Genomic DNA, 20,128 nt, shown 5'->3' with positions numbered 1-20,128 from the left:
AACGGCGAGGAGGGGCGCGCACCCGGGGCGGGGCCGCCGATCACGCCACAGCGGTCGCACCCCTCACAAGGACGCGGCCGACAGTTCCACCACCCCAGCGGACACGACCGGGCTCGGCCTCCCGACGCCTCGGGACTGCGAGACCGCCGCCCCGGTTCCTTCGGGGACGTCGGGGGACCGCTCAGCCTTCCAGGAGGCGGTCGCGCAGGGTCCCGACCAGGTCGGGCGACACCTTCAGCCCCTCGGAGACATAGGCGTCGAAGGAGCCGTAGACGCGCTCCACCTGGGCGAATGCCTCGGCCAGGTACTCCTCGCGGACCTCGATGATCGGCTCCAGGAGGTCGCCGTCGACGCCGTTGCGCTCGGCCTGGCGCCGCATCCCCCGACGCAGACGGCCCATCCGCGGGTTGCTGGCCAGGTAGTCCTCGAACACGGTGTCGCGGTCGACGCCGAGCAGGCTCAGCAGCAGCGCCGCGCCCCAGCCGGTGCGGTCCTTGCCGGCGGTGCAGTGGAACACCGCGGCGGTCGGGCCCGTGGCGGCGCGCCGGACCAGCTCCGCGTACGCGGTGTTGGCGTCCTGCTCGGTCACCAGGACCCGGTTGACCTCCATCATGAACGCGGCCGCTCCCCCGCCGCCCAGCGCCTCCGCGGCGGCACGGGGGTCGGTGAGCAGGCGCTCCAGGTTGCCGCCGGTGGCGTGGTCGCCCTGCACGTCGAGCACGGCGTACTCGGCGCCGTCGGGGAGCCGGTCGGGCTCGGCCGTGCGCTCGTAGGCAGTGCGCAGGTCCAGCACCTGGCGCAGCCCGAAGCGGGACAGGGCGGCGAGGTCGCCGTCGTCCACCCGGGCCAGGGCGTCGGCGCGGAACACCAGGCCGCGGCGCACGGTGGCACCGCCGGAGGTGCGGTACCCGCCGATATCGCGGAAGTTGGGGAGGGTGGCGAGGGCGGCATCGTTCGTCATCGCGGCCGAGCCTACCTCCCGGTCTGTCGGCCCCTTCCCGCAGGGGCCGTGCACCCGTTCCGCCCCGCGGCCGGGCGCACCCGGGCCGACAGCCGGGCGACCGGGAGGACCGGGACGCCGACCAGGCCGGGCGGGCCGACGCCGCCCTTCAGGCCCGCTCGGCGAGCAGCCCGGGAATCTGCTCGCTCGCCTCCTTCACGTCCTTGACGGTGTCGACGCCGCGCCAGAACCCGTCGATCCTGTACCCGGCCAGGCGCCTCTCCTCGGCCAGGCGGGGGAAGGTGGTCGACTCGTGGTCGCCCTTGACCGGGAGCAGCCCGGTGGCGGCCGCCTCGAAGATGTACACCCCGGCGTTGATCCAGAACGGGAGCATCGGGCTCTGCGTGAAGCCCCCGATGGTCCCGGCGTCGTCCACCTCCACGATGCCCCAGCTGGTCTGGTACTGGGCCAGGGCCAGGCTGGCGGTGGCGCCCTTGGCCCGGTGGAACGCGGTGAACTCGTCCAGCGGGAACCAGGTGAGCACGTCCCCGTTGAGCGCGAAGTACGGAGCCTGTCCGTCGCGCAGCCCGGTGGCGGCGTAGCGCAGCGCCCCGCCGCGGCCCAGGGGCTCGTCCTCCACCAGCAGGGTGACCTCCGGTGCGTCGGTGCGCGCCGCCAGGTGCTCGCGCAGCACCTCGGCCTTGTAGCCGCAGGAGACCACCACGTGCTCGACCCCGTGCCCGGCCAGCCACTCCAGCTGGTAGTCGATGATGGGCCGGTCGGCGACCTCGACCATCGCCTTGGGCCGGGTGTCGGTGTACGGGCGCAGGCGCGTGGCCTGGCCCCCCGCGAGGATGACGGCTTCCCGGATGGGGGCGCTGGGTGCGTTCATGGAGCGGACCCTAGCAGGGGCGGCCCCGGCGCCGCCGGGGCCGCGTCAGCGCTGGGTGATCTCGGCGTAGGCCGAGCGCAGGTCGGCACTGGTCACCCGGGTGAGCTCCTCGGCGGTGGCGGCCTCGCCCAGCTCCTCGGCGACCCGCAGGTCCCGGTGCGAGCAGGCCTTCTCGTAGAGCGAGCGGGCGAAGCGGCCGTTGCCCAGCTCGTCGATCCACCCCTCCTCGCACACGTACCCGAAGATGCTGCGCAGGTCCTCGCGGGCGTCGGCGTCGAAGGCGTCGCCGGTGCGGGCGGCCACGGCGTCGGCGATCGCCGACAGCTCGTCGGGGGTGTAGCTGGGAAAGCCCACCCGGACGTTGAAGCGCGACCCCAGCCCGGCGTTGCTGGCCAGGAAGCGGTCCATGTCCTTCGGGTACCCGGCGAGCACGATCACCAGGCGCGCCCGGTCGTCCTCGGCACGCTTGAGCAGGGTCTGGACGGCCTCGGCCCCGAACGCGTCGCCGCCGCTGTAGCCCGGGTTGGCCAGGGCGTAGGCCTCGTCGACGAACAGCACCCCGCCCAGGGCCCGGTCGACGAGCTTGTTGGTCTTGATGGCGGTGGCGCCCAGGTGCTCGCCGACCAGGTCCGAGCGCTGGGCCTCGACCACGTCGGCACGGGTGAGCAGGCCCAGCGCGGCGAACACCCGGCCCAGCACGCGGGCGACGCTGGTCTTGCCGGTACCGGGCGGACCGGAGAAGACGAAGTGCCGCATGGGCGGCTGGGTGGGCAGCCCCTGCTCCTCGCGCAGCCGCACCACCCGCAGCTGGGCGGCGATCGAGCGCACCTGGCGCTTGACCGGCTCCAGGCCGATCATCTCGTCCAGCTCGGCCAGCGCGCCCTCCAGGTCGGGGGCCTCGCCGAAGCCGGGCAGGCGGCCGGTGAGCTCCTCGTAGGCGGCCGCGATGTCGGGCTCGCGCACGGTCACCAGGTCGTCCGGGCCGGGGGTGTCGCCGGCGCCGGAGGTGACCACCCGCACGTCGCGGGCCTCGGCGGCCTTCTCCACCAGGGAGCGGGCGAAGCGGCCGTTGCCGAGCTCGTCCACGGCCCCGCGCTGCTCGACCTCCTCCAGGCGGCGCCGGAGCCCGGGCAGCGCGTCGGCGTCGAGCAGGTCGCCGCGGGCGGAGAACAGGTGCTCGCAGATGCGGCGCAGCTCCTCGCAGGTGTAGCTGGGGAAGGTGACACGGGTGGAGAAGCGCGAGGCCAGCCCGGGGTTGGAGGCCAGCAGGCGGTCCATCTCCTCCTCGTAGCCGGCCAGGATCACCACCAGCCGGTCGCGGTCGTCCTCGGCCCGCTTGAGCAGGGTCTGCACGGCCTCGCTGCCGAACCGGTCGGGCTGCCCGTCGCCCTCGTTGACCAGGGAGTAGGCCTCGTCGATGAAGAGCACCCCGCCCAGGGCGCTGTCCACCAGGGCGTTGGTCTTGATCGCGGTGGCGCCCAGGTACTCGCCGACCAGGTCGGCGCGCTGGGCCTCGACCACCCGGGCGGTGGGCAGCAGACCGAAGGAGTGGAACACGGTGGCCAGGGTGCGCGCGACGCTGGTCTTGCCGGTGCCGGGCGGGCCGGAGAAGACCAGGTGGCGCAGGGGCCGGTCGACGGCGTACCCGGCGTCGGCGCGCAGCCGGGCGGCCTCGATGGAGGCGGCGATCGCCCGCACCTGCTGCTTGACCGGGTCCAGGCCGATCATGTTCTCCAGGCGGGCCAGGGCCTGGNCCCCCCCCGCGGCGGGCCGGCCGCCGGCCCGCACCCGCGGCTGCGCGCCCCCCTGCCCGGTGGGGGCTCCGCCGCCCCGTCCCCCGCCTGCGGGGGGGCCGCCGCCGACCTGCACCATGCCGCGCCGCAGCCGGTAGGCGGCCACCGCCCGCCAGACCAGGGCGGCGCCGGCCGCACAGGCGGCGGTGAGCGGGCCGAGCGCGGGCGGGGCGCCTCCGGCGATCATCCCGGCCAGCCCGGTGCCCATGCCCGCGATGAGCGCGACGAGCAGCGCGAGAAGGGTGGTGTGCCAGGCGGGGAACTCGCGGATGCGGGAGGCGGCCAGGGAGACCAGCAGGGGGATGAGCGGCAGCAGGAGCAGGACCGACCGGTCGGCGACGGGGATGGGGATCTGCAGGAGTAAGAAGGCCAGGACCAGCCAGCCCACGCAGACCAGGGTGGTGGCCAGCGCGTCGGTGGAGTGCATGAGGGCGGCGACCACCGCCAGCAGGGTCACGGCCGCGGCGACCGCGGTCAGGACCGGGACGCCCGCGATGAAGGCGGCGACCGCGGCCACGGTCACCGTGGCAAGGGCGGCGACCAGCCGGGTCTTGGGCGGGCGGGCGCGGTAGGCGGCCCGGGCGCGCTGCAGTGCGGAGCCCCCCGTCCCCGTGCGGGCCGAGCGGGACCGGTCTTCGCGCGGCATACCCGTGCCTCCCTCATCCCGTCGCCTCCGCGGTCCGTCCCATACTGCCGCGAATGCCGGGGCGGGAGAACAGCCTGCCCCCGCACCCGCCCGGCGTGTCGCCGCCCGAGGACGCTACCGCAGGCACCGGCCGGGGCGGGGAACCGTCCCAGGGGCCGCCGTCAGCGCACACGTGAGCGCACAGAGGAGACGCGGTGCACGGCCCCGCACCTCCACGGAGCGGCGGGCGGCACTGCCCGGTACCGGCCGTATAGGCGGCCAGGACGACGGTGTCCGCAAGGAGAAGGGAGAAACGGGCGACCGGCTGAGTACACCGGAACCGGCTACGGCGGACGTGCCCGGTCGGGGGCCCTAAGGAGGGGGCCGGGCAGACGCGGCCCCGGAAGGCGCCACGACCCGCGATCGTGACCGCCGCTCCTCGCGCGGCCGAAGGCCACCCGTCAGGGGACCGCACTGTGGCCCATGCGCCCGGAGGGCGGCACCACTCCAGCCTCTCGGTGGAGCGCCCATGTCTCACCTGGGCGGATGGGGCGGTCGGAGATGCCAGCGCACCAACGGACAGGGCCGATGTGCGGCTCCCCCCCCAGGTCGGCCGGGTCGCCGTCACGGGTGCGGTGCGCTCGGCCCGGAATCCGTAGGAACCGCCCCGCCGTGAACCGTCCGAGCGGCCGACAGCGCCGCGCCACCGTGCCGCCGCGTGTCGGCGACCTGTGCCACCGGGCGGCGGGCCCGGCGCCTGCCAGGCGCGCCCGGTCGGGCGTCCACCCGCGTCGTCACCGCCATCGCCCCTGCCCACGCAGCGACGCCGCCCCCGTCCGCTCGGCGGGACCGCTCCCCCGCCCCTCAGAGCAGGGCGGTCTGGCCGGCCGGGCCGGGTTTGGGTTTGCGCAGGTGGGACCAGTCCGGCAGGTCGTCCATGAACGACCAGCTCACCCGGTGGTAGGGGGTCGGGCCCTGTCGGGACAGGGCGGCCCGGTGCACCGGGGAGGGGTAGCCCGCCGCCGTCGCGAAGCCGTAGCCGGGGCACTCCTCCTCCAGGCGCGCCATCCAGGCGTCGCGGTGGACCTTGGCCAGCACCGACGCCGCCGCCACGCTCACGCAGGCCAGGTCCGCGCCCACCTGGGTGCGCACCGGCCACGGCGGCCCCAGGTAGTCGTGCCGGCCGTCGAGGATCACCGCGTCCGGCCGCTCCCGCAGTCCCTCCAGGGCCCGCAGGGCCGCCAGGCGCAGGGCCGCCGTCATGCCCAGCTCGTCGATCTCCTCGGCCTCCGCGCGACCCACGGCGTGGTCGGCCACCCACGGCTCCAGCGCCTCGGCCATGGCCGTGCGGCGCTTGGGCGTCAGCTTCTTTGAGTCGGTGAGCCCCTCGGGCGGCGCGCTCCCGTCGGCCACCGCCGCGCACACCACCACCGGTCCGGCCCACGCGCCGCGTCCGACCTCGTCCACACCGGCCACGGTGCGCGCACCGCCCCCGGCGAGCTCGTGCTCCAGCCGGTAGTCGGGTGCGGGGACCGCTTCGCGCCGTTTCGGGCCCGGGGTCGGTGTCGAGGCTGCCACGGCAGCCCACCCTACTCCGCCCGGAAGATTCGCCGCACCCCGCGTGTGACGCAGAGCCATCGGCCATCACCTTGGGTAGTTTCCCTGGGGACCGGCGACCGGGACGGTGAAGGGGGCGGTCGGGCGATGCGGAGCGCCGACGGAGGACCGGCCGGCACGGGAGCGGCCGGGCGGCTCCGGGACGCGGGGGTGCTGGCGGTGCGCGCCGGCGCCGCGTGGGTCCTCGCCGAGCAGGCCGTGCGGCGGCTCTCCCTGGGCCCGCCGGGCGGCGCCGGCGAGGCGCTGGCCTATGTGGAGCTGGCNGGGGTGGCCCCTGCCGGTCAGCGGCGGGCTGCCGGCCGCGCTGTCGGCGGCCGGGGCCGGGGCGGTGTGGGCGGGCCGCACCGACCTGCCCGGGGTCCCGGCCGACGCGACCGCCGCCCAGCTGGCGCTGCTGGCCGCCGCCTGCCTGCTGCCCGTCCTCGTCCCCGGCCGCTACGGCCTGGACCGGCTCGCCCGGCGCGGGGCGGGCCGGGTGCGCCGGGTCCGGGGCGCGCCCGCGGCGCGCGGAATCGGGCGCCCGGGATGCGCCCGAAGGCCCGAAGAGGCGCCGCCGCTCCCGTATCCTGAGGGGCGGGCCGCGGCGTCGCGGCCGTCACGTACCTGACGCGCCGCCGGTGGCCCATTCCCCCGGCCGCGTGCGAGTCCACTCGTCCTCCTGGGGGAACGCGCTCCATGACCGCTTCGGTTCCCGAACAGGGTCCGTCACCGGCGCAGGGCTCGGCGCCGCACACCGGCGACGACCCGGTGGCGCCGCTGCTGCAGATCGCCCACCGGCCCACCCTGGGCCGGCGCCTGGTCTCCTGGTCCTCTCGCCCGCCCGGTCGGCTGTACCTGCCGGCCTGCGCCGTCATCGGCCTGGTCCTGCTCTACGAGGACAGCGTGCCCGGGGGCCACCTGCCCGCCTTCGTCCTGGGCATGGGCGGCGGCACCGTGCTGGCCGCGATGGGCGCCCTGCGCCTGGGCATCGCGATGGGCGTCGCCCGGCCGATGGTGCGGCGCTACTGGATGCGCTGGATCGCCGCGCCGCTGGTCGCGGCGGCCGCGATCGTGCTGTCCCTGGCCGACGTCCCGCTCCAGGGCCGGGTCGCCTCCTCGGCCGAGCAGCTGCTGGAGGTGCGCGCCACCGCCGACGGCTCCACCACCATCCCGATGAACGGGGACTGGGCGGGCCTGTACCCGCTCACCTCGGTGGGCGTGCTCGGGGACGGGACGACGCTCTACGGGGTGCAGGGGGCCGGCCTGCTCGACCGCTCGGGCCTGGCCTACAGCACCGAGCCGCTGGAGGAGGGCGTCTTCGTCTCCGGCCACGGCAATCGCGTCTACGAGCACATCACCGACGACTGGTACTCCTGGACCGAGTACTGATCCCGGGTTCCCCAGGCGCCGGTGTCCTATGTCACCGGCGCCTTTCTCTGCCATCTGCGCGCCTCTAACCTGCGCTTTATCCGGCGTCGGTAGTAATGGTGGTGCGAACAACGGAGAAGGACTTGCCCGGAAGGGACGGGTACCGGCGATGAGTGAGTTCCTGACCACCCTGCACCTGCGCATCTACGACGCCACGCGGGCGCTCCGCAGAGCGCACGCGCGCGGCGACGACGAGCTGTGCCTGGCGCAGGCGGCCGAGATCGAGGATCTGGTGGAGATCGCCGCCCGCCACGGAATCGACATCGACAGCGGGTACCGCACGCTGGTGGAGGCGGCCTGAGGCGCCCCGGGGCGGACACCCCCGCAAAACAATTGTTCCCGGATTCGACCGATCCCGCCGAAGAGGCGGTGGGAATCCGGGAACAATCTCCCCCCGATGCCTCCGACACTACAGGCGCCGGATTCAAACGGGGGTAATGCGCGGACCAACGTTCGGCCCTCCCGCCCGTCGGGCGGGAGGGCCGAAACGCGTCCGGCGTCCGGGGCGGTGCGGCGCGGGACCGCAGGGCCCGGAGCGGGGTCAGCCGCGGCCGCCGCGCCCCTCGAAGCCCTCCCCGTTCTCGAACTGCTCCTTCATGGCCTGCTTCTGGTCCTTCTGGAACCGGCGGGCCATGTCCTGCTGGCGCCCGGCGGCGGCCGCCACCGCGCCCTGGGCCTCGGTGAAGGCGTCGCCCGCGGCCTCGGACCCGCCGCCCGCGCCCACGGACCGCCGGCGCCCGGCCAGGTCGGGCAGCATCTGCGCCAGCATCAGGGTGGACAGCGCCGAGGCGTCGCCGGAGGCGCCGTCGGTGCGCACCACCACCGGCTGCGGCGCGTGCTCGGCCAGCTTGGCGCCGACCTCCAGGCGGCGCCGCGCCAGCTCGTACTGGAGCACCGCCCGGTTGTCCCGGTAGGAGGTGGCCAGCCGGCGCTGGGCCTTGGCCTGGTTCTGCGCGGCGACCAGGTCGCCGCGGCCCTGCGTCTCGATCTCGTGGCGCACCCGCTGGGCCTCGGTCTCCTGCTCCTCCAGCATCTGCGCCACGTCCTTGCGGGCCTTGTTCAGGGCCGCGTTGACCTCGACGATCTTGGCGTCGCGGGTCTTCTTGGAGCGCTCGATGTCCATCAGCAGGGTGTCGATGCGGCGCTTGCGGGTCAGCTCCCACTCCTGCTCGTAGGCGACCAGCTCCTTGGCCACCCGCTCCCGGGTCGCCAGGTGCTGCTGGTACTGGTTGGGCAGCTGCACGTCCGGGATGTTGCAGCCCCGGATCTCCACGCCGTAGCGGCGCAGCTGCCGGTTGAGCAGGTCCTGCATGTCGGCCACGTCCGAGCCGCGCAGGTCGTAGGCGCTCTCGGTCTGCACCCGCCGGCTGCGCTGGCGGATGGCGTCCTGCACCGCGCTGGACAGGACCAGGTCGAAGTTGCTGGCGCCGATGGTGCGCACGAACGCCACCGCGTCGACGATGCGGAACTTCAGGAAGAACTCGATCGACTTCAGCGGCACGTTCTCGTGCGTGGGGCAGGCCAGCACGGGGGCGGTGTAGGGGATCTCGGTGGAGGTGTCCACCACGAAGTCCACCCGCGACCAGGGGTGCCACAGGTAGTGGCGGCCCGGGTCGAGCGTGCCGGCGACCGCGCCGTACTTGGTGAGCACGCCGACGGTGCCCTGCTCGATCTCCACGATCGAGGAGCGCCACCACCACAGCAGCCCCAGGGCAAGGGCGCCCAGGGCCACCACGAAGAACAGCACCGCCAGCCACATCAGCAGCGGCTGGGCCAGCACGGTCACGATCAGGGCGGCCAGCAGCAGGTACAGCGCCAGCCACACCAGCGCGGTCCACTTCAGGCCGCGGCCGTCGCGCGGGATGACGACCGGCACCAGGGCGCCCTGGTCGCCGCCGCGCAGCAGGCGGGCGATGTCGCCCCAGGAGGCCAGCGACTCCTTGATGGAGGAGCCGCCGCGCTGGGGCTCGTGCGTGGGCTGGTTCATCTAGCGGCCTCCCTGCGGTCCGGGCCCGTCGGTCCCCGGCTGCGGCCAGGGCGGGGGCGGAGGTGCGGTGTGCGGCGGCCCGGCGGGCGGCGGCATGGCGGAGGGGTCCGTCTCCTGCGGCGCGGCCGACGGGGCGGCCGGCGGGGCCTCGGACTCCGCGCCGGGCTCGTCGGCCACGGTCTCCTCGATGCGCTCGGTGACCGCCTCATCGGAGACCGAGCGGCGGATCTCCTCGACCCGGTCCTCCCCCGGCACGTCGTGCTCCTCGGGGTCGGGCGCGGAGACCGTGGTGCGCTCCTCCTGCAGCAGCGCCTCGATCTCGGACTCCCGCTCGGCGATGCGGGCCGAGATCTCGTCCATCCGGGTGCGCACGGCCTGCATGTCCTCGTCGGAGAACAGCTGGGACTGGGTCTCGCCGATGATGTTCTGGGCCACCCGCAGGAAGTTGACGCTCGACTCGTCGCCGTNGGGGGACCCCCCCCAGCCGGTCCAGCAGCTCCTGCTGGTAGCGGTAGTCGAGGATCTCGGGGGCCTCGGCCGCGCTGACGGCGCGGATGTCCAGGGCCTGGGCCTCCAGCAGCGCCGCGTTGGCGTGGGCGGTGCTCTCGGCCTCGACGAAGCGCTGGCGCGCCTCGGCCCGGGCGCGGTTGGTCTCCCGCTCCAGGGCGGTGTCCATCTGCGCCTGGTACTGGGCGATGTCGGCCTGGATCGCCGACAGCGTCTCGTTGAGCGAGGCGAGCTCCTTGTTCAGGTCGCCCTCGTTCTGCTCCTTGCGCAGCTGGAGCTCGTACTCGTAGGTGTAGGCCTCCTTGGCCACCCGCACCATCTCGGTGGCGGCCAGGTCCATCCGGTACTCCTGGCTGGAGGGCTCGGCGTGGGTGATGTTGGCGTTGGTCAGCCGCACCGCCGGCAGGAACTGGGAGTTCAGGTTCTCCAGCAGCCGGGCGGTGTTCTCCCCCACCATGTCGTAGATGTCCGCAGCCTGCTGGTCGTAGATGAGGCTGCGGGTGGTCTCGCTGATGGCGTTGTTCAGCTTCTCCTGGAAGCCCTGCACCGCGCCGAGCACGAAGATGAACTGCTCGGGGTCCTCGATGCGGAACTGCACGAACAGGTCGACCGAGGCCTTGACGCCGCTCTTGGTCGGCGCCTCCCGGATGGGCGCGTTGAAGGGGTACTCGCGCGTGGTGTTGACGATGTAGGACACGCGCTTCCACGGGTTGAGCAGCGTGACCCGGCCGGGTCCGACGATCTGCTCCAGCTTGCCGAAGCGGGTGATGAGCGCCTGGCACCCGTCCGGCACCATGACCATCCCCTGGCGCCACCACATGAACGCGGTGAAGGCGATCAGGACGACCCAGTAGTGGGGGCCGAAGAACGGGTTGAGGGCGAAGCCGAAGAGGGCGGCGGTGGCGCCCAGGCCCAGCAGGCCGACCACGGCCAGCAGGATCGAGGGCAGCAGTGCGAAGAAGGTGCGTCCGCGCGGGATGACCATCGGGCAGATCACGTGCACCGGGCCGCTCGCGCCGCGCTCGAACGAGCTGCGGTTCAGGGCCTCGCCCGTGTTGTTGAGGGACGTGCTCTTCTGCTCGATCCGGGTGCCGGTGGAGGCCCCCTGGTCCCGAGCCGCGAGGAAGTCGTTGGGATCGAGCCCGATCCCCTCCGCCCCCTCGCGGAGTGCGTCGGAGACCGCTTCGCGCGGGTCGCCCCCCTGGGCGACGCTCGCGGCGGCCCCCCGCACCGTCTGTGCGAAGGACATGGGTGATGACTCCTTTGGTGTTGTCGGACCTGCGGATTCGACGCCGGTGCTGCCGCGGCGGTTCCACCGTCCGAAGCGAAGTGGCCGCATCCTCCCACAAGAGAGGGGACGGACCGCTCTCTTGCCGGTGACCATCGGGTATCGGACCGGGAGGCGGGCCTGGCGGCGCGGCGCGCGGCGCAACCGCAGGTCGGAGGGGCACCTCGGAGGGGCGCATGGGGGCGGGGCGCTCCGAGGCTCCGCGGGGAGCCCCGAGCCGCCCGGGCCCCGGCGCACCGGGCCGGCAGGGGCGGCCGGCAGGGGCGGCGCGTCACATGGGCCGGCACGGGCCGCTCCCGGACACCGCGCGCCCACGGTCCGCGGTCCGTGCTCTCGGGCCGGTCGGGCCGCGCTTCTCAGGCCAGAAGGTCAAGGGCGGTGCCCGTGCCGCGGTCGGCGGCGGCCCGGTAGCCGTACCAGGCCAGGGCCAGGTCCTGCCAGGGCACGCCCACCGGCGCGTACACCCCCACCCCGTCCGGCCCGGCCGACCCGCGCGCGGTCCCGCCGAGCACCTCGCCCAGGGTGGCGTCGATGGCCGAGGCGTCCAGCCCCGCGTTGCCCACGGCCCCCGAGGACAAGGCCAGACGCGCGTCGTCGACGACCACCCGCGCCGCCCGCAGCAGGTCCGCGGCCAGCTCCACCTTGCCCGGCTCGTCGGCGCCCAGCGACGTCACCTGGGTCCCGGGGCGCACGTCGGCGGCGCTCAGCAGCGGGGTGCGCGACCAGGTGGCGGTGAGGACGATGTCGGCCTCGGCGGCGACCGCGGGCGCGTCCTCGGCGACCGTGGCCGGCACCCCGAACTCCTCGGCGCAGCGCTGGGCGAAGGCCTCGGCGCGGGAGCGGTCGGTGTCGGCGACGACCAAGCGGGAGACGGGGCGCATGCCGATGATGCCGCGGGAGAACAGCCCCGCCTGGGCGCCGCAGCCGACGATGCCGAGCACCTCGGCGTCGAAGCGGGCCAGGGTGTGCGCGGCCAGGGCGGCCGAGAGCCCGGTGCGCCAGGCGGTCAGGGTGGCCGAGTCGAGCAGCGCCAGCAGTTCCCCGCTGCCCAGGTCGTGCAGGCAGACCACGCCGCGCAGGGCGGGGCGGGCGCCGGGGAACTTGGCGTTGACCTTGACCGAGTAGGCGGGCACGCCGGGCAGCAGCCCGGGGATGAGCGCGGTGGCGGTGCCGGGCCCGGGGAGTTCGGTGCGCACCCGCTGGGCCTCGACCGGCGCGGCCCCGGCGGTGAAGCCGTCCCACAGCCGGTCGATGCAGGCGTGCAGGTCGAACACGCCCAGCAGGTCCGATCGTCCGAGGAAGAGTGTCACATGGAGGAGCCTTCCCCGTTCCGGTACCGGGGACAACCCCTCCGGCACTCCGGTGCGTTCGGGGACGGAAGGGATAGCGTGGGCACGGTGGACCGCGCCGCGGCAACGCGCGGCAACGCACGGCGCCGCGCGGTCCCGAGCGGTCCCGGGCGGCGCCGACCGGTGCCGCCGCACCCGAGCGTGAGGAGAGTGCCCGATGCCCTCGGTTCCCAGCCCCGTGATCACCACCGCCGGACTCGTCGGCGGCTACACCGCCGCCCGGGCCACCGGGGTGCGCCCGCTCGGGGGCGTGGTGCTGGCCGCGTGCGGCGCCGCCGCCTACGCCTCGTGGCGGCGCGGCGCGGGGCCGCGCAGGGCGGCCGCGCTGACCGGGGTGTACCTGGGCGCGTTCGGACTGAGCCACCCCCTGGCCAAGAAGATCGGCTCCTGGCCGTCGGTGCTGGCCGTCACCGCCGGGACCGCAGCGGCGGCCTGGGCCTTCGGCGAGCGCTCCGGCGGGTCGGACTCCTCCGGCGGGGAACTCATCCCTGGGTGATGTAGGCCTCCAGCTGCTGGCGGTCGAGTTCGAGCTGGCGGATGCGGCTCTTGACGACGTCGCCGATGCTGACGATGCCCACCAGGGCGCCCGCGGCGAGCACGGGGACGTGGCGGACGCGGTTCTCGGTCATCAGCACGGTCAGCGCGTCGATCGTGTCGGAGGTCTTGCAGGTGATGACGGCCCTGGTCATGATCTCGGAGACGGGCCGGTCGAGCAGGGACGCCCCCTGTTCGGCCAGGCGCCGCACGACATCGCGCTCGGAGGCGATTCCGGCGACCTTGCCGGCCTCGGCGACGACGACGGCGCCGATGTTGTGCCGTGCGAGCCGGTCGAGGAGCTCCGACACCGGGGTGTCGGGCCGGACCGTCACCACGTCGGAGCCTTTGGCGCGAAGGAGCTCGGCGATCAGCATGGCGGCCACCTTTCGATCGGTGACCGTGGGTTACCCGTGCCGAGGTGACTCCAATCAAGGTACAAGCAGAGTGCGTCAGACCTTCGCGACGATGGCCTTGCGCTCCTTGGGGCGGTCCGGCTCTTCCACGAGTCTGCCCATGTCGTCGGGGTCACTGGTCAACAGGACGACCGGACGTTCCTCGCCCAGCGCGGTCGCGGCGACCAGCGCGTCGATGGTGCAACGGTGGCCCGACAGGCCGGAGGACCCGAGCAGCTCACCTGCACGCCGTGCCGTCGTCTCAGTGACATCGCGCAGAGTGATGTGCTTGAGAACGTGGTGGACAGCGGCGTCACGCCGAGCACCGCGCAATACTTCGGCCAGGGTCACGGCCGAGACCACAACGCGCCCGCCCCGCGCGATCACGGCCTTGTGACGGGCACGCGCACGCTCGTCCCGGGCGGCGAGCTTGACCAGTCCTTCGCTGTCGAGAACAAGTGTGCCGCCCCGGGCCATCAGACGTCCGGCCATTCGGCCTCAGCCTCCCGCACAAGCTCCTCGGGGACGGGGCCGCACTCCTTGTCCATTTGATCCGCCAGTTCGATCAAGAGGTCATGCTCCAACTGCCGTGCGACGGCGTCCGCCACGTAGCTGCTGAACCGTCCGCGCCCCACGCGGTCCTGCACGGCATCGGTCAGCTCCGCGGGCAGGGTGACGCTCACCTTGCGCATGGGCGCGCTTCCGGCCTTCTGCTCTTCCCTCTCCTTCTTCTCTCGCGGCGCCCGCTCGCTCGACGCCTTTCGCTGGGCCTTCTTGATCCGCTTCTTCTGCGCCTCGGAGGCGGTCCGCCCCGCTCTGCTTCTGGAATCGGCAGCCATACCCGTGATCGTACTGATGGTCCTACCACTTGTCCCGGAAACGGGGACCCGAGGGAACAGGAACACGAGAGCGGGGGCGCCCCGCATTCGGGACGCCCCCGCTCAGGGAGCCGCGCTCCGCCGCTACATCAGCTGCAGCCGCTGGTGGAGCCGCAGCCCTCGCAGACGTAGCAGGTGCCGGACGGGCGCATCTTCGTGCCGCAGGTGACGCACAGCGGCGCGTCGGCGACGAAGCCCTCGCTCGGCTTCACCGGCTCGGGGCGCTCCTCGCGCTCCTCGCGGACCGCCGGGCGCTCCTGGGTGGTGCGGCCGGCCAGCGCGGCCGACTGGGAGTAGGACTCCACCTGGGCCGCGACCTGCGCCGGGTCCTCCCCCGCCGCCTGGGCGCGGCGCTCCTCGGCCGAGAGCACGCCCAGCCCGGCGCGCTCCTCGTAGGACAGGTAGTCCAGCGCCAGCCGCCGGAAGATGTAGTCCACCACCGACTGCGCCATGCGGATGTCCGGGTCGTCGGTCATGCCCGCCGGCTCGAACCGCATGTTGGTGAACTTCTCGACGTAGGTCTCCAGCGGGACCCCGTACTGCAGCGCGATCGAGATCGCGATGGAGAAGGCGTCCATCACCCCGGCCAGGGTCGACCCCTGCTTGCCGAGCTTCATGAAGACCTCGCCGAGGCCGTCGTCCGGGTAGGACCCGGCGGTGATGTACCCCTCGGCGCCGCCGATGCTGAAGGACACCGTCTGGCTCGGGCGCTTCTTGGGCAGGCGCCGCCGCACCGGGCGCTCGACCTCGACGATCTCCGGCTCGGGCTTGTCGGCGGCCTTGTCCTCGGAGGCGGCCGTGGACAGCGGCTGGCCCACCTTGCAGTTGTCGCGGTAGACCGCCAGCGCCTTCAGGCCCAGGCGCCAGCCCTCGAAGTAGATGTGCTCGAAGTCCTCGACGGTGGCGTCCTCGGGCACGTTCACCGTCTTGGAGATGGCGCCGGACAGGAACGGCTGCACCGCCGCCATCATCTCCACGTGGCCCATCGGCTTGATGTACCGGCGGCCCATCGCGCAGTCGAAGACCTCGTAGTGCTCGGGGCGCAGGCCCGGGGCGTCGACCACGTGGCCGTTCTCCGAGATGAACTCGACGATGGCCTCGATCTGCTCCTGCTGGTAGCCCAGGTTCTTCAGGGCCCGCGGGATCGCCTGGTTGACGATCTGCATGGAGCCGCCGCCCACCAGCTTCTTGAACTTCACCAGGGAGAAGTCCGGCTCGATGCCGGTGGTGTCGCAGTCCATCATGAAGCCGATGGTGCCGGTCGGGGCCAGCAGGCTCGCCTGGGCGTTGCGCCAGCCGCTCTTCTCGCCGGTCTTCAGGCACTGCTGCCAGGCGTCGGTGGCCGCGGAGGCGATCTCCCGGTCCATCGCCCCGACGGTGCGCAGGTCGTCGTTGGCGGCGGCGTGCTTGCGCATGACCCGCTTGTGGGCGTCGGCGTTCTTGGCGTAGCCCTCGTAGGGCCCGACCACGCCGGCCAGCTCGGCGCTGCGCTTGTAGGCCGTGCCGGTCATCAGGGAGGTGATGGACGCGGCGACGGCGCGGCCGCCGTCGGAGTCGTAGGCGTGGCCGGTGGCCATGAGCAGGGCGCCCAGGTTGGCGTAGCCGATGCCCAGCTGGCGGAAGGCGCGGGTGGTCTCGCCGATCTTCTCGGTCGGGAAGTCGGCGAAGGTGATGGAGATGTCCATCGCCGTGATCACCAGCTCGGTGAGGCGGGAGAAGCCCTCGACGTCGAAGGTGTCGTCGTCCCTGAGGAACTTGAGCAGGTTGATCGAGGCCAGGTTGCAGGAGGAGTTGTCCAAGTGGACGTACTCCGAGCAGGGGTTGCTGGCGGTGATCCGGCCGCTCTCGGGCGCGGTGTGCCAGTCGTTGATGGTGTCGTCGTACTGGACGCCCGGGTCGGCGCACTCCCAGGCCGCCTTGGCCATCGACCGGAACAGGCTCTTGGCGTCGACCGTGCCGGTCTCCTCGCCGGTGGTGCGCGAGCGCAGGCCGAAGTCGGTTCCGTTGTCGACCGCGCGCATGAAGGCGTCGGAGACCCGGACCGAGTTGTTGGCGTTCTGGTACTGGACGCTGAACATGTCGGCGCCGCCCAGGTCGACGTCGAAGCCGGCGTCGCGCAGCGCGCGGATCTTGTGCTCCTCGCGCGACTTGGTCTCGATGAACTCCTCGATGTCGGGGTGGTCGACGTCGAGGACGACCATCTTGGCCGCGCGGCGGGTGGCGCCGCCCGACTTGATGGTGCCGGCCGAGGCGTCGGCGCCGCGCATGAACGACACCGGGCCCGAGGCGGTGCCCCCGGAGGACAGCAGCTCCTTGCTGGAGCGGATGCGGGACAGGTTCACCCCGGCCCCGGAACCGCCCTTGAAGATGATCCCCTCCTCCTTGTACCAGTCGAGGATCGACTCCATGGTGTCGTCCACCGACAGGATGAAGCAGGCCGAGACCTGCTGCTTGGAGGCGGTGCCCACGTTGAACCAGACCGGCGAGTTGAAGCTGAACAGCTGGTGCACCAGCGCGTACTTCAGCTCGTGGTCGAAGACCTCGGCGTCCTCCTCGCTCGCGAAGTAGCCGTGCTCCAGCCCGGTGCGGGTGTACATGCCCACCACCCGGTCCACGAGCTGCTTGAGGCTCCACTCGCGCTCGGGCGTGCCGACCGCGCCGCGGAAGTACTTGCTCGTGACGATCTGGGTCGCGTTCATCGACCAGGCGGCGGGGAACTCGACGCCCTTCTGCTCGAAGTTCACCGAGCCGTCCCGCCAGTTGGTCATGACCACATCGCGGCGCTCCCACTCGACCTCGTCGTAAGGGTGGACGCCCGGCGTGGTGAAGACGCGCCGCATCTTCAGGCCCTTGCGCCGGCCTCCGCCACCCTTGCGCGTCGTCGCGCCGGTGGTCTCGGTCATTCTGCTCCCCCTGCTCTCGCCCTCGTGTCGCATCGCCCGGCCGCCCGCCGTGCGCGGCGGGCCGCCGGGCCCTTCTCGTGCCGTGCCCGCCCGACCGGGCCCTCGGCCGCCGTCCGGCCCTACCGCTCGGCGGAGGCGACGGCGCGCGCCGTGTCCCCGCCGTCCTCGGCGTTCCGGGTGTCCTGGGTGTCCTGCGAACGCGCGGCGCCCCCGGCGCCCTCGGCGCCTTCGATGCCCCCGACGCGCTCCGAGCGCAGCCGCGCGATCTCGTTCTCGAAGTCGGCCAGGGACTCGAAGCCCCGGTAGACCGACGCGAACTGCATGTAGGCGACCTCGTCGAGCTCCTGGAGCGGGCCGAGGATCGCCAGTCCGATCTCGTGCGCGGGGATCTCGGCGACCCCGCGGCAGCGGATCTCCTCCTCCACCCGCTGCCCCAGGACCGCCAGGGCGTCCTCGGTGACCGGGCGGCCCTGGCAGGCGCGCCGCACGCCCGCCACGATCTTGCTGCGGGAGAAGGGCTCGGTCACCCCCGAGCGCTTCTGCACCATCAGCAGCACGGTCTCCTGAGTGGTGAACCGCCGCTCGCACTCCGGGCACGTCCGGCGGCGGCGGATCGCCGAGCCGTCGTCGGTGGACCGGCTGTCGATCACCCGGCTGTCCGGATGGCGGCAGAACGGACAGTGCATGCCGACACGCCTCCCAGTCGTCTCTCCCGCAGGAATCCCCGTCGCCGCTCCCGATCGCGGGGCGCCCCGCCGTGCGCGGGCCGCCTCCACGGGAGTCGCGCGCTCACCGAAGGGGCCCACCGCGCGTGCGGCGCGGGTCGCCCCGAAGAACCGTCACCTACTAAAGCACAACTTCTAGGCTGATTCTTCCACGGCGAGCACTAGATCTTGTGGTCAACTTACGAGCGCCTCGCGCCCGCGCGCAAGCCCTCCCGCGGCGGGTCGCGACGGATCCGCAGGTCAGGGACGGCGAACCGGGACACCGACCCGGGCGTGTCGGCCCCGGGCGCCGACAGGCCCGTGGGAAACGACACCCGGGGACCCTCCGGGTCCCCGGGTGTCGGCGGTCGTCGCGCGGCAGGCGCCCCTGGTCAGCGGGCGGGCAGGCGCAGCTCCTGGCCGGGGCGCAGCTCGGGCCCGCGCAGTCCGTTGAGCTCGACGATCTCGTGCACGGTGCGGCGCACGTCCTCGCCGGGACGCGCCTGCTCGGCGATGTCCCACAGGGTATCGCCGTCGCGCACGACCACCGTCGGCTCGGCGCCGCCCCCGAAGACCGCCCCGGCAGCCGAGGCGGAGGCGGGAGCCCCTACGGCGGCGGAGGTGAGCACGGCCAGCGACAGCGCGCCACCGGCGCCGGCCGAGGCGAGTGAGAGGACGGCCACGCGGCCGCGCCGGCTCAGCCCGGCCCAGTGGCCGCGCAGCGCGGCGGCGGCGCGGGCGCCGACGGGGCGGGCGCGCGGGTCCGGGCCGGGCAGGGACCCGGCGGCCGCCTCCCCGGGCGCGGGCCCGTCGGGCTCCAGGGGGAGCTCGGGCAGCGCGGAAAGCGCGGAGGACCGGACGGGGCGGGCCCTCCACTCGGGCACCTCCACCGCCCAGTCGTAGAGGACGGGCCCGTCGTCGGGCCTCCTCGGACGCGGGATCGCGGTTCTGGGGTCAGGCGAGGGTTCGGACATGGTCGCCCCCTTCGAACACCAGTCGTTTAGAACTGATGTTCGACTAATACCGCAACGGCCGGATTTTTTCATCACCATCTCGAACGTTTGTTTGATATCGCCGTGAGCAGGCACTACCGTTGGACGTGTCTCACTTCGGCATCGGCGCGGCGCACCGGGGACGCGGTCGCGGCCGTCGGCGCCGACGTGCCACGGTCGGGACGCGAGCCCCCCGACGCCCAACACGCCACCACCGACCGCCGAGGAGGCCGGCCGTGCCGGAGGAGAAGCACCGAACCCAGGAACCCCGATCGGGCAGGGACGGCGCGGAGGCGCTCGGACCGGTGCCGGTCCCGGCGGAGGCGACGGGCGCGCAGGCGGACGCACCGGCGCTGACGGCTCGCCAGCAGAGCGTCCTCAACTGCATCCACCGCTACGTACGGCAGCGCGGATACCCGCCGTCGATCCGGGAGATCGGCGACGCCGTGGGTCTGTCGAGCCCCTCCAGTGTCGCGCACCAACTCAAGGTGTTGCAACGCAAGGGCTACCTCCACCGCGACCAGAACCGCCCCCGCGCGGTCGAGATCCGCATCCCCGGCCAGCCGCCCGTGCGCTCCTGGGACGAGCTGGAGGGCGAGCCCCGCGCCGATGAGACCCGTTCGGCCCACGTCCCGCTGGTCGGCCGGATCGCGGCGGGCGGCCCGATCCTGGCCGAGGAGTCGGTGGAGGACGTGTTCTCCCTGCCCCGGCAGCTGGTCGGCGAGGGGCGGCTGTTCGTGCTGACCGTGGTCGGGGACTCGATGGTGGACGCCGCCATCACCGACGGCGACATGGTCGTGGTCCGCCAGCAGCCGGTGGCCGAGAACGGGGACGTGGTGGCGGCCCTGCTCGACGACGAGGCCACGGTGAAGGTGTTCCGGCGCGAGGGCGGCCACGTCCTGCTGATGCCGCGCAACGACGCCTACGAGCCGATCGACGGCGACCAGGCCACCATCCTGGGCAAGGTCGTGGCCGTGATGCGGCGCATGTAGCCGCTGTGGCCGCACCGACGGCGCCGCACCGCGCCGCATAACGACTTCGCCTCTCTTCGGAACGGCCCCGTGACCACCCCCGGTCGTCACGGGGCCGTCGCCGTATCGGTATCCGACAGAGACGTCCCCGAGCACCGCCACAGCGGCCCGGTCCGCACGCCTCGCCCCCTGCCGCCCGCCCTCGCCCGCACCCGACGGACGCCCCCCGAACGCCGACAGGACGACGCCGGACCCCACACGGTCCAGTGCCCCCACGGACGCCCCTGCTGCCCGCGTCCCCGCACCTGACGAAACCGCCCCCGTACGGCCGCGCCGCGGCGCAGCC

General features: G+C 73.6%; 16 protein-coding genes and 1 pseudogene. 4 read left to right on the top strand and 13 right to left on the bottom strand.

Annotated elements, in window-relative coordinates; translation table 11 throughout:
• Positions 1 to 181 precede the first annotated feature (181 nt).
• From D450_RS0114095 to D450_RS0114080, 4 genes are all read right to left on the bottom strand, one after another.
• On the bottom strand, positions 182 to 961 hold the full coding sequence (locus tag D450_RS0114095) for a tyrosine-protein phosphatase (RefSeq protein WP_017539311.1): 780 nt from the start codon (positions 959 to 961) through the stop codon (positions 182 to 184).
• A gap of 148 nt (positions 962 to 1,109) precedes the next feature.
• Positions 1,110 to 1,832, bottom strand: coding sequence for a nucleotidyltransferase family protein (locus tag D450_RS0114090; protein WP_017539310.1), 723 nt, complete (start codon positions 1,830 to 1,832; stop codon positions 1,110 to 1,112).
• Between the two features lie 45 nt (positions 1,833 to 1,877).
• Complete coding sequence (locus D450_RS0114085) at positions 1,878 to 4,271, bottom strand: AAA family ATPase (RefSeq protein ID WP_017539309.1); 2,394 nt, start codon at positions 4,269 to 4,271, stop codon at positions 1,878 to 1,880.
• Positions 4,272 to 5,114: 843 nt separating this feature from the next.
• On the bottom strand, positions 5,115 to 5,828 hold the full coding sequence (locus D450_RS0114080; RefSeq protein ID WP_017539308.1) for a ribonuclease HII: 714 nt from the start codon (positions 5,826 to 5,828) through the stop codon (positions 5,115 to 5,117).
• Between the two features lie 714 nt (positions 5,829 to 6,542).
• Here D450_RS0114080 and D450_RS0114070 point away from each other — a divergent pair.
• Together D450_RS0114070 and D450_RS0114065 are read left to right on the top strand one after the other, a co-directional pair.
• Positions 6,543 to 7,235, top strand: a complete 693-nt coding sequence (locus D450_RS0114070) for a hypothetical protein (RefSeq protein ID WP_017539306.1) — start codon at positions 6,543 to 6,545, stop codon at positions 7,233 to 7,235.
• 148 nt (positions 7,236 to 7,383) lie between these two features.
• Positions 7,384 to 7,575, top strand: a complete 192-nt coding sequence (locus D450_RS0114065; RefSeq protein ID WP_017539305.1) for a hypothetical protein — start codon at positions 7,384 to 7,386, stop codon at positions 7,573 to 7,575.
• Between the two features lie 240 nt (positions 7,576 to 7,815).
• On the opposite strand, the gene D450_RS0114060 is transcribed toward D450_RS0114065, so the two are convergent.
• The 3 genes and pseudogenes from D450_RS0114060 to D450_RS0114050 all read right to left on the bottom strand — a co-directional run bounded on the left by D450_RS0114060 (position 7,816) and on the right by D450_RS0114050 (position 12,366).
• Entirely contained in the window at positions 7,816 to 9,261 is a 1,446-nt protein-coding gene (locus D450_RS0114060; RefSeq protein ID WP_017539304.1) for an SPFH domain-containing protein, read from the bottom strand.
• A pseudogene (locus D450_RS30195) lies at positions 9,262 to 11,017 on the bottom strand (SPFH domain-containing protein).
• Between the two features lie 395 nt (positions 11,018 to 11,412).
• Complete coding sequence (locus D450_RS0114050) at positions 11,413 to 12,366, bottom strand: ornithine cyclodeaminase family protein (RefSeq protein ID WP_017539302.1); 954 nt, start codon at positions 12,364 to 12,366, stop codon at positions 11,413 to 11,415.
• A gap of 196 nt (positions 12,367 to 12,562) precedes the next feature.
• Between D450_RS0114050 and D450_RS0114045 the strand changes: the two genes are divergently transcribed.
• Entirely contained in the window at positions 12,563 to 12,901 is a 339-nt protein-coding gene (locus D450_RS0114045) for a hypothetical protein (RefSeq protein ID WP_017539301.1), read from the top strand.
• Here the strand turns inward: D450_RS0114045 and D450_RS0114040 are convergent.
• The 6 genes from D450_RS0114040 to D450_RS0114010 form a co-directional block, all read right to left on the bottom strand.
• Positions 12,888 to 13,316, bottom strand: coding sequence for a CBS domain-containing protein (locus tag D450_RS0114040; protein ID WP_017539300.1), 429 nt, complete (start codon positions 13,314 to 13,316; stop codon positions 12,888 to 12,890). The genes D450_RS0114045 and D450_RS0114040 overlap by 14 nt on opposite strands.
• 75 nt (positions 13,317 to 13,391) lie before the next feature.
• Positions 13,392 to 13,826 (bottom strand): type II toxin-antitoxin system VapC family toxin, encoded by a 435-nt coding sequence (locus D450_RS0114035; protein ID WP_017539299.1) that lies wholly within the window; start codon positions 13,824 to 13,826, stop codon positions 13,392 to 13,394.
• On the bottom strand, positions 13,811 to 14,173 hold the full coding sequence (locus tag D450_RS0114030) for a hypothetical protein (RefSeq protein ID WP_039820504.1): 363 nt from the start codon (positions 14,171 to 14,173) through the stop codon (positions 13,811 to 13,813). Before D450_RS0114030 ends, D450_RS0114035 begins: the two co-directional genes overlap by 16 nt.
• A 128-nt stretch (positions 14,174 to 14,301) precedes the next feature.
• On the bottom strand, positions 14,302 to 17,115 hold the full coding sequence (locus D450_RS0114025; RefSeq protein ID WP_017539297.1) for a vitamin B12-dependent ribonucleotide reductase: 2,814 nt from the start codon (positions 17,113 to 17,115) through the stop codon (positions 14,302 to 14,304).
• A 119-nt stretch (positions 17,116 to 17,234) separates the two neighbouring features.
• A complete protein-coding gene (nrdR, locus tag D450_RS30190) occupies positions 17,235 to 17,801 on the bottom strand; it encodes a transcriptional regulator NrdR (RefSeq protein ID WP_083932630.1) in 567 nt (188 codons plus the stop codon).
• Between the two features lie 410 nt (positions 17,802 to 18,211).
• Positions 18,212 to 18,793, bottom strand: coding sequence for a LysM peptidoglycan-binding domain-containing protein (locus tag D450_RS0114010; protein WP_239647449.1), 582 nt, complete (start codon positions 18,791 to 18,793; stop codon positions 18,212 to 18,214).
• A gap of 323 nt (positions 18,794 to 19,116) precedes the next feature.
• Between D450_RS0114010 and lexA the strand changes: the two genes are divergently transcribed.
• Positions 19,117 to 19,803, top strand: a complete 687-nt coding sequence (lexA, locus tag D450_RS0114005) for a transcriptional repressor LexA (protein ID WP_239647452.1) — start codon at positions 19,117 to 19,119, stop codon at positions 19,801 to 19,803.
• Positions 19,804 to 20,128: the final 325 nt, after the last annotated feature.

Source organism: Nocardiopsis halophila DSM 44494 (assembly GCF_000341245.1).
GTDB classification, from domain to species: domain Bacteria; phylum Actinomycetota; class Actinomycetes; order Streptosporangiales; family Streptosporangiaceae; genus Nocardiopsis_A; species Nocardiopsis_A halophila.
This window is presented reverse-complemented; position numbering and strand designations above follow the sequence as displayed.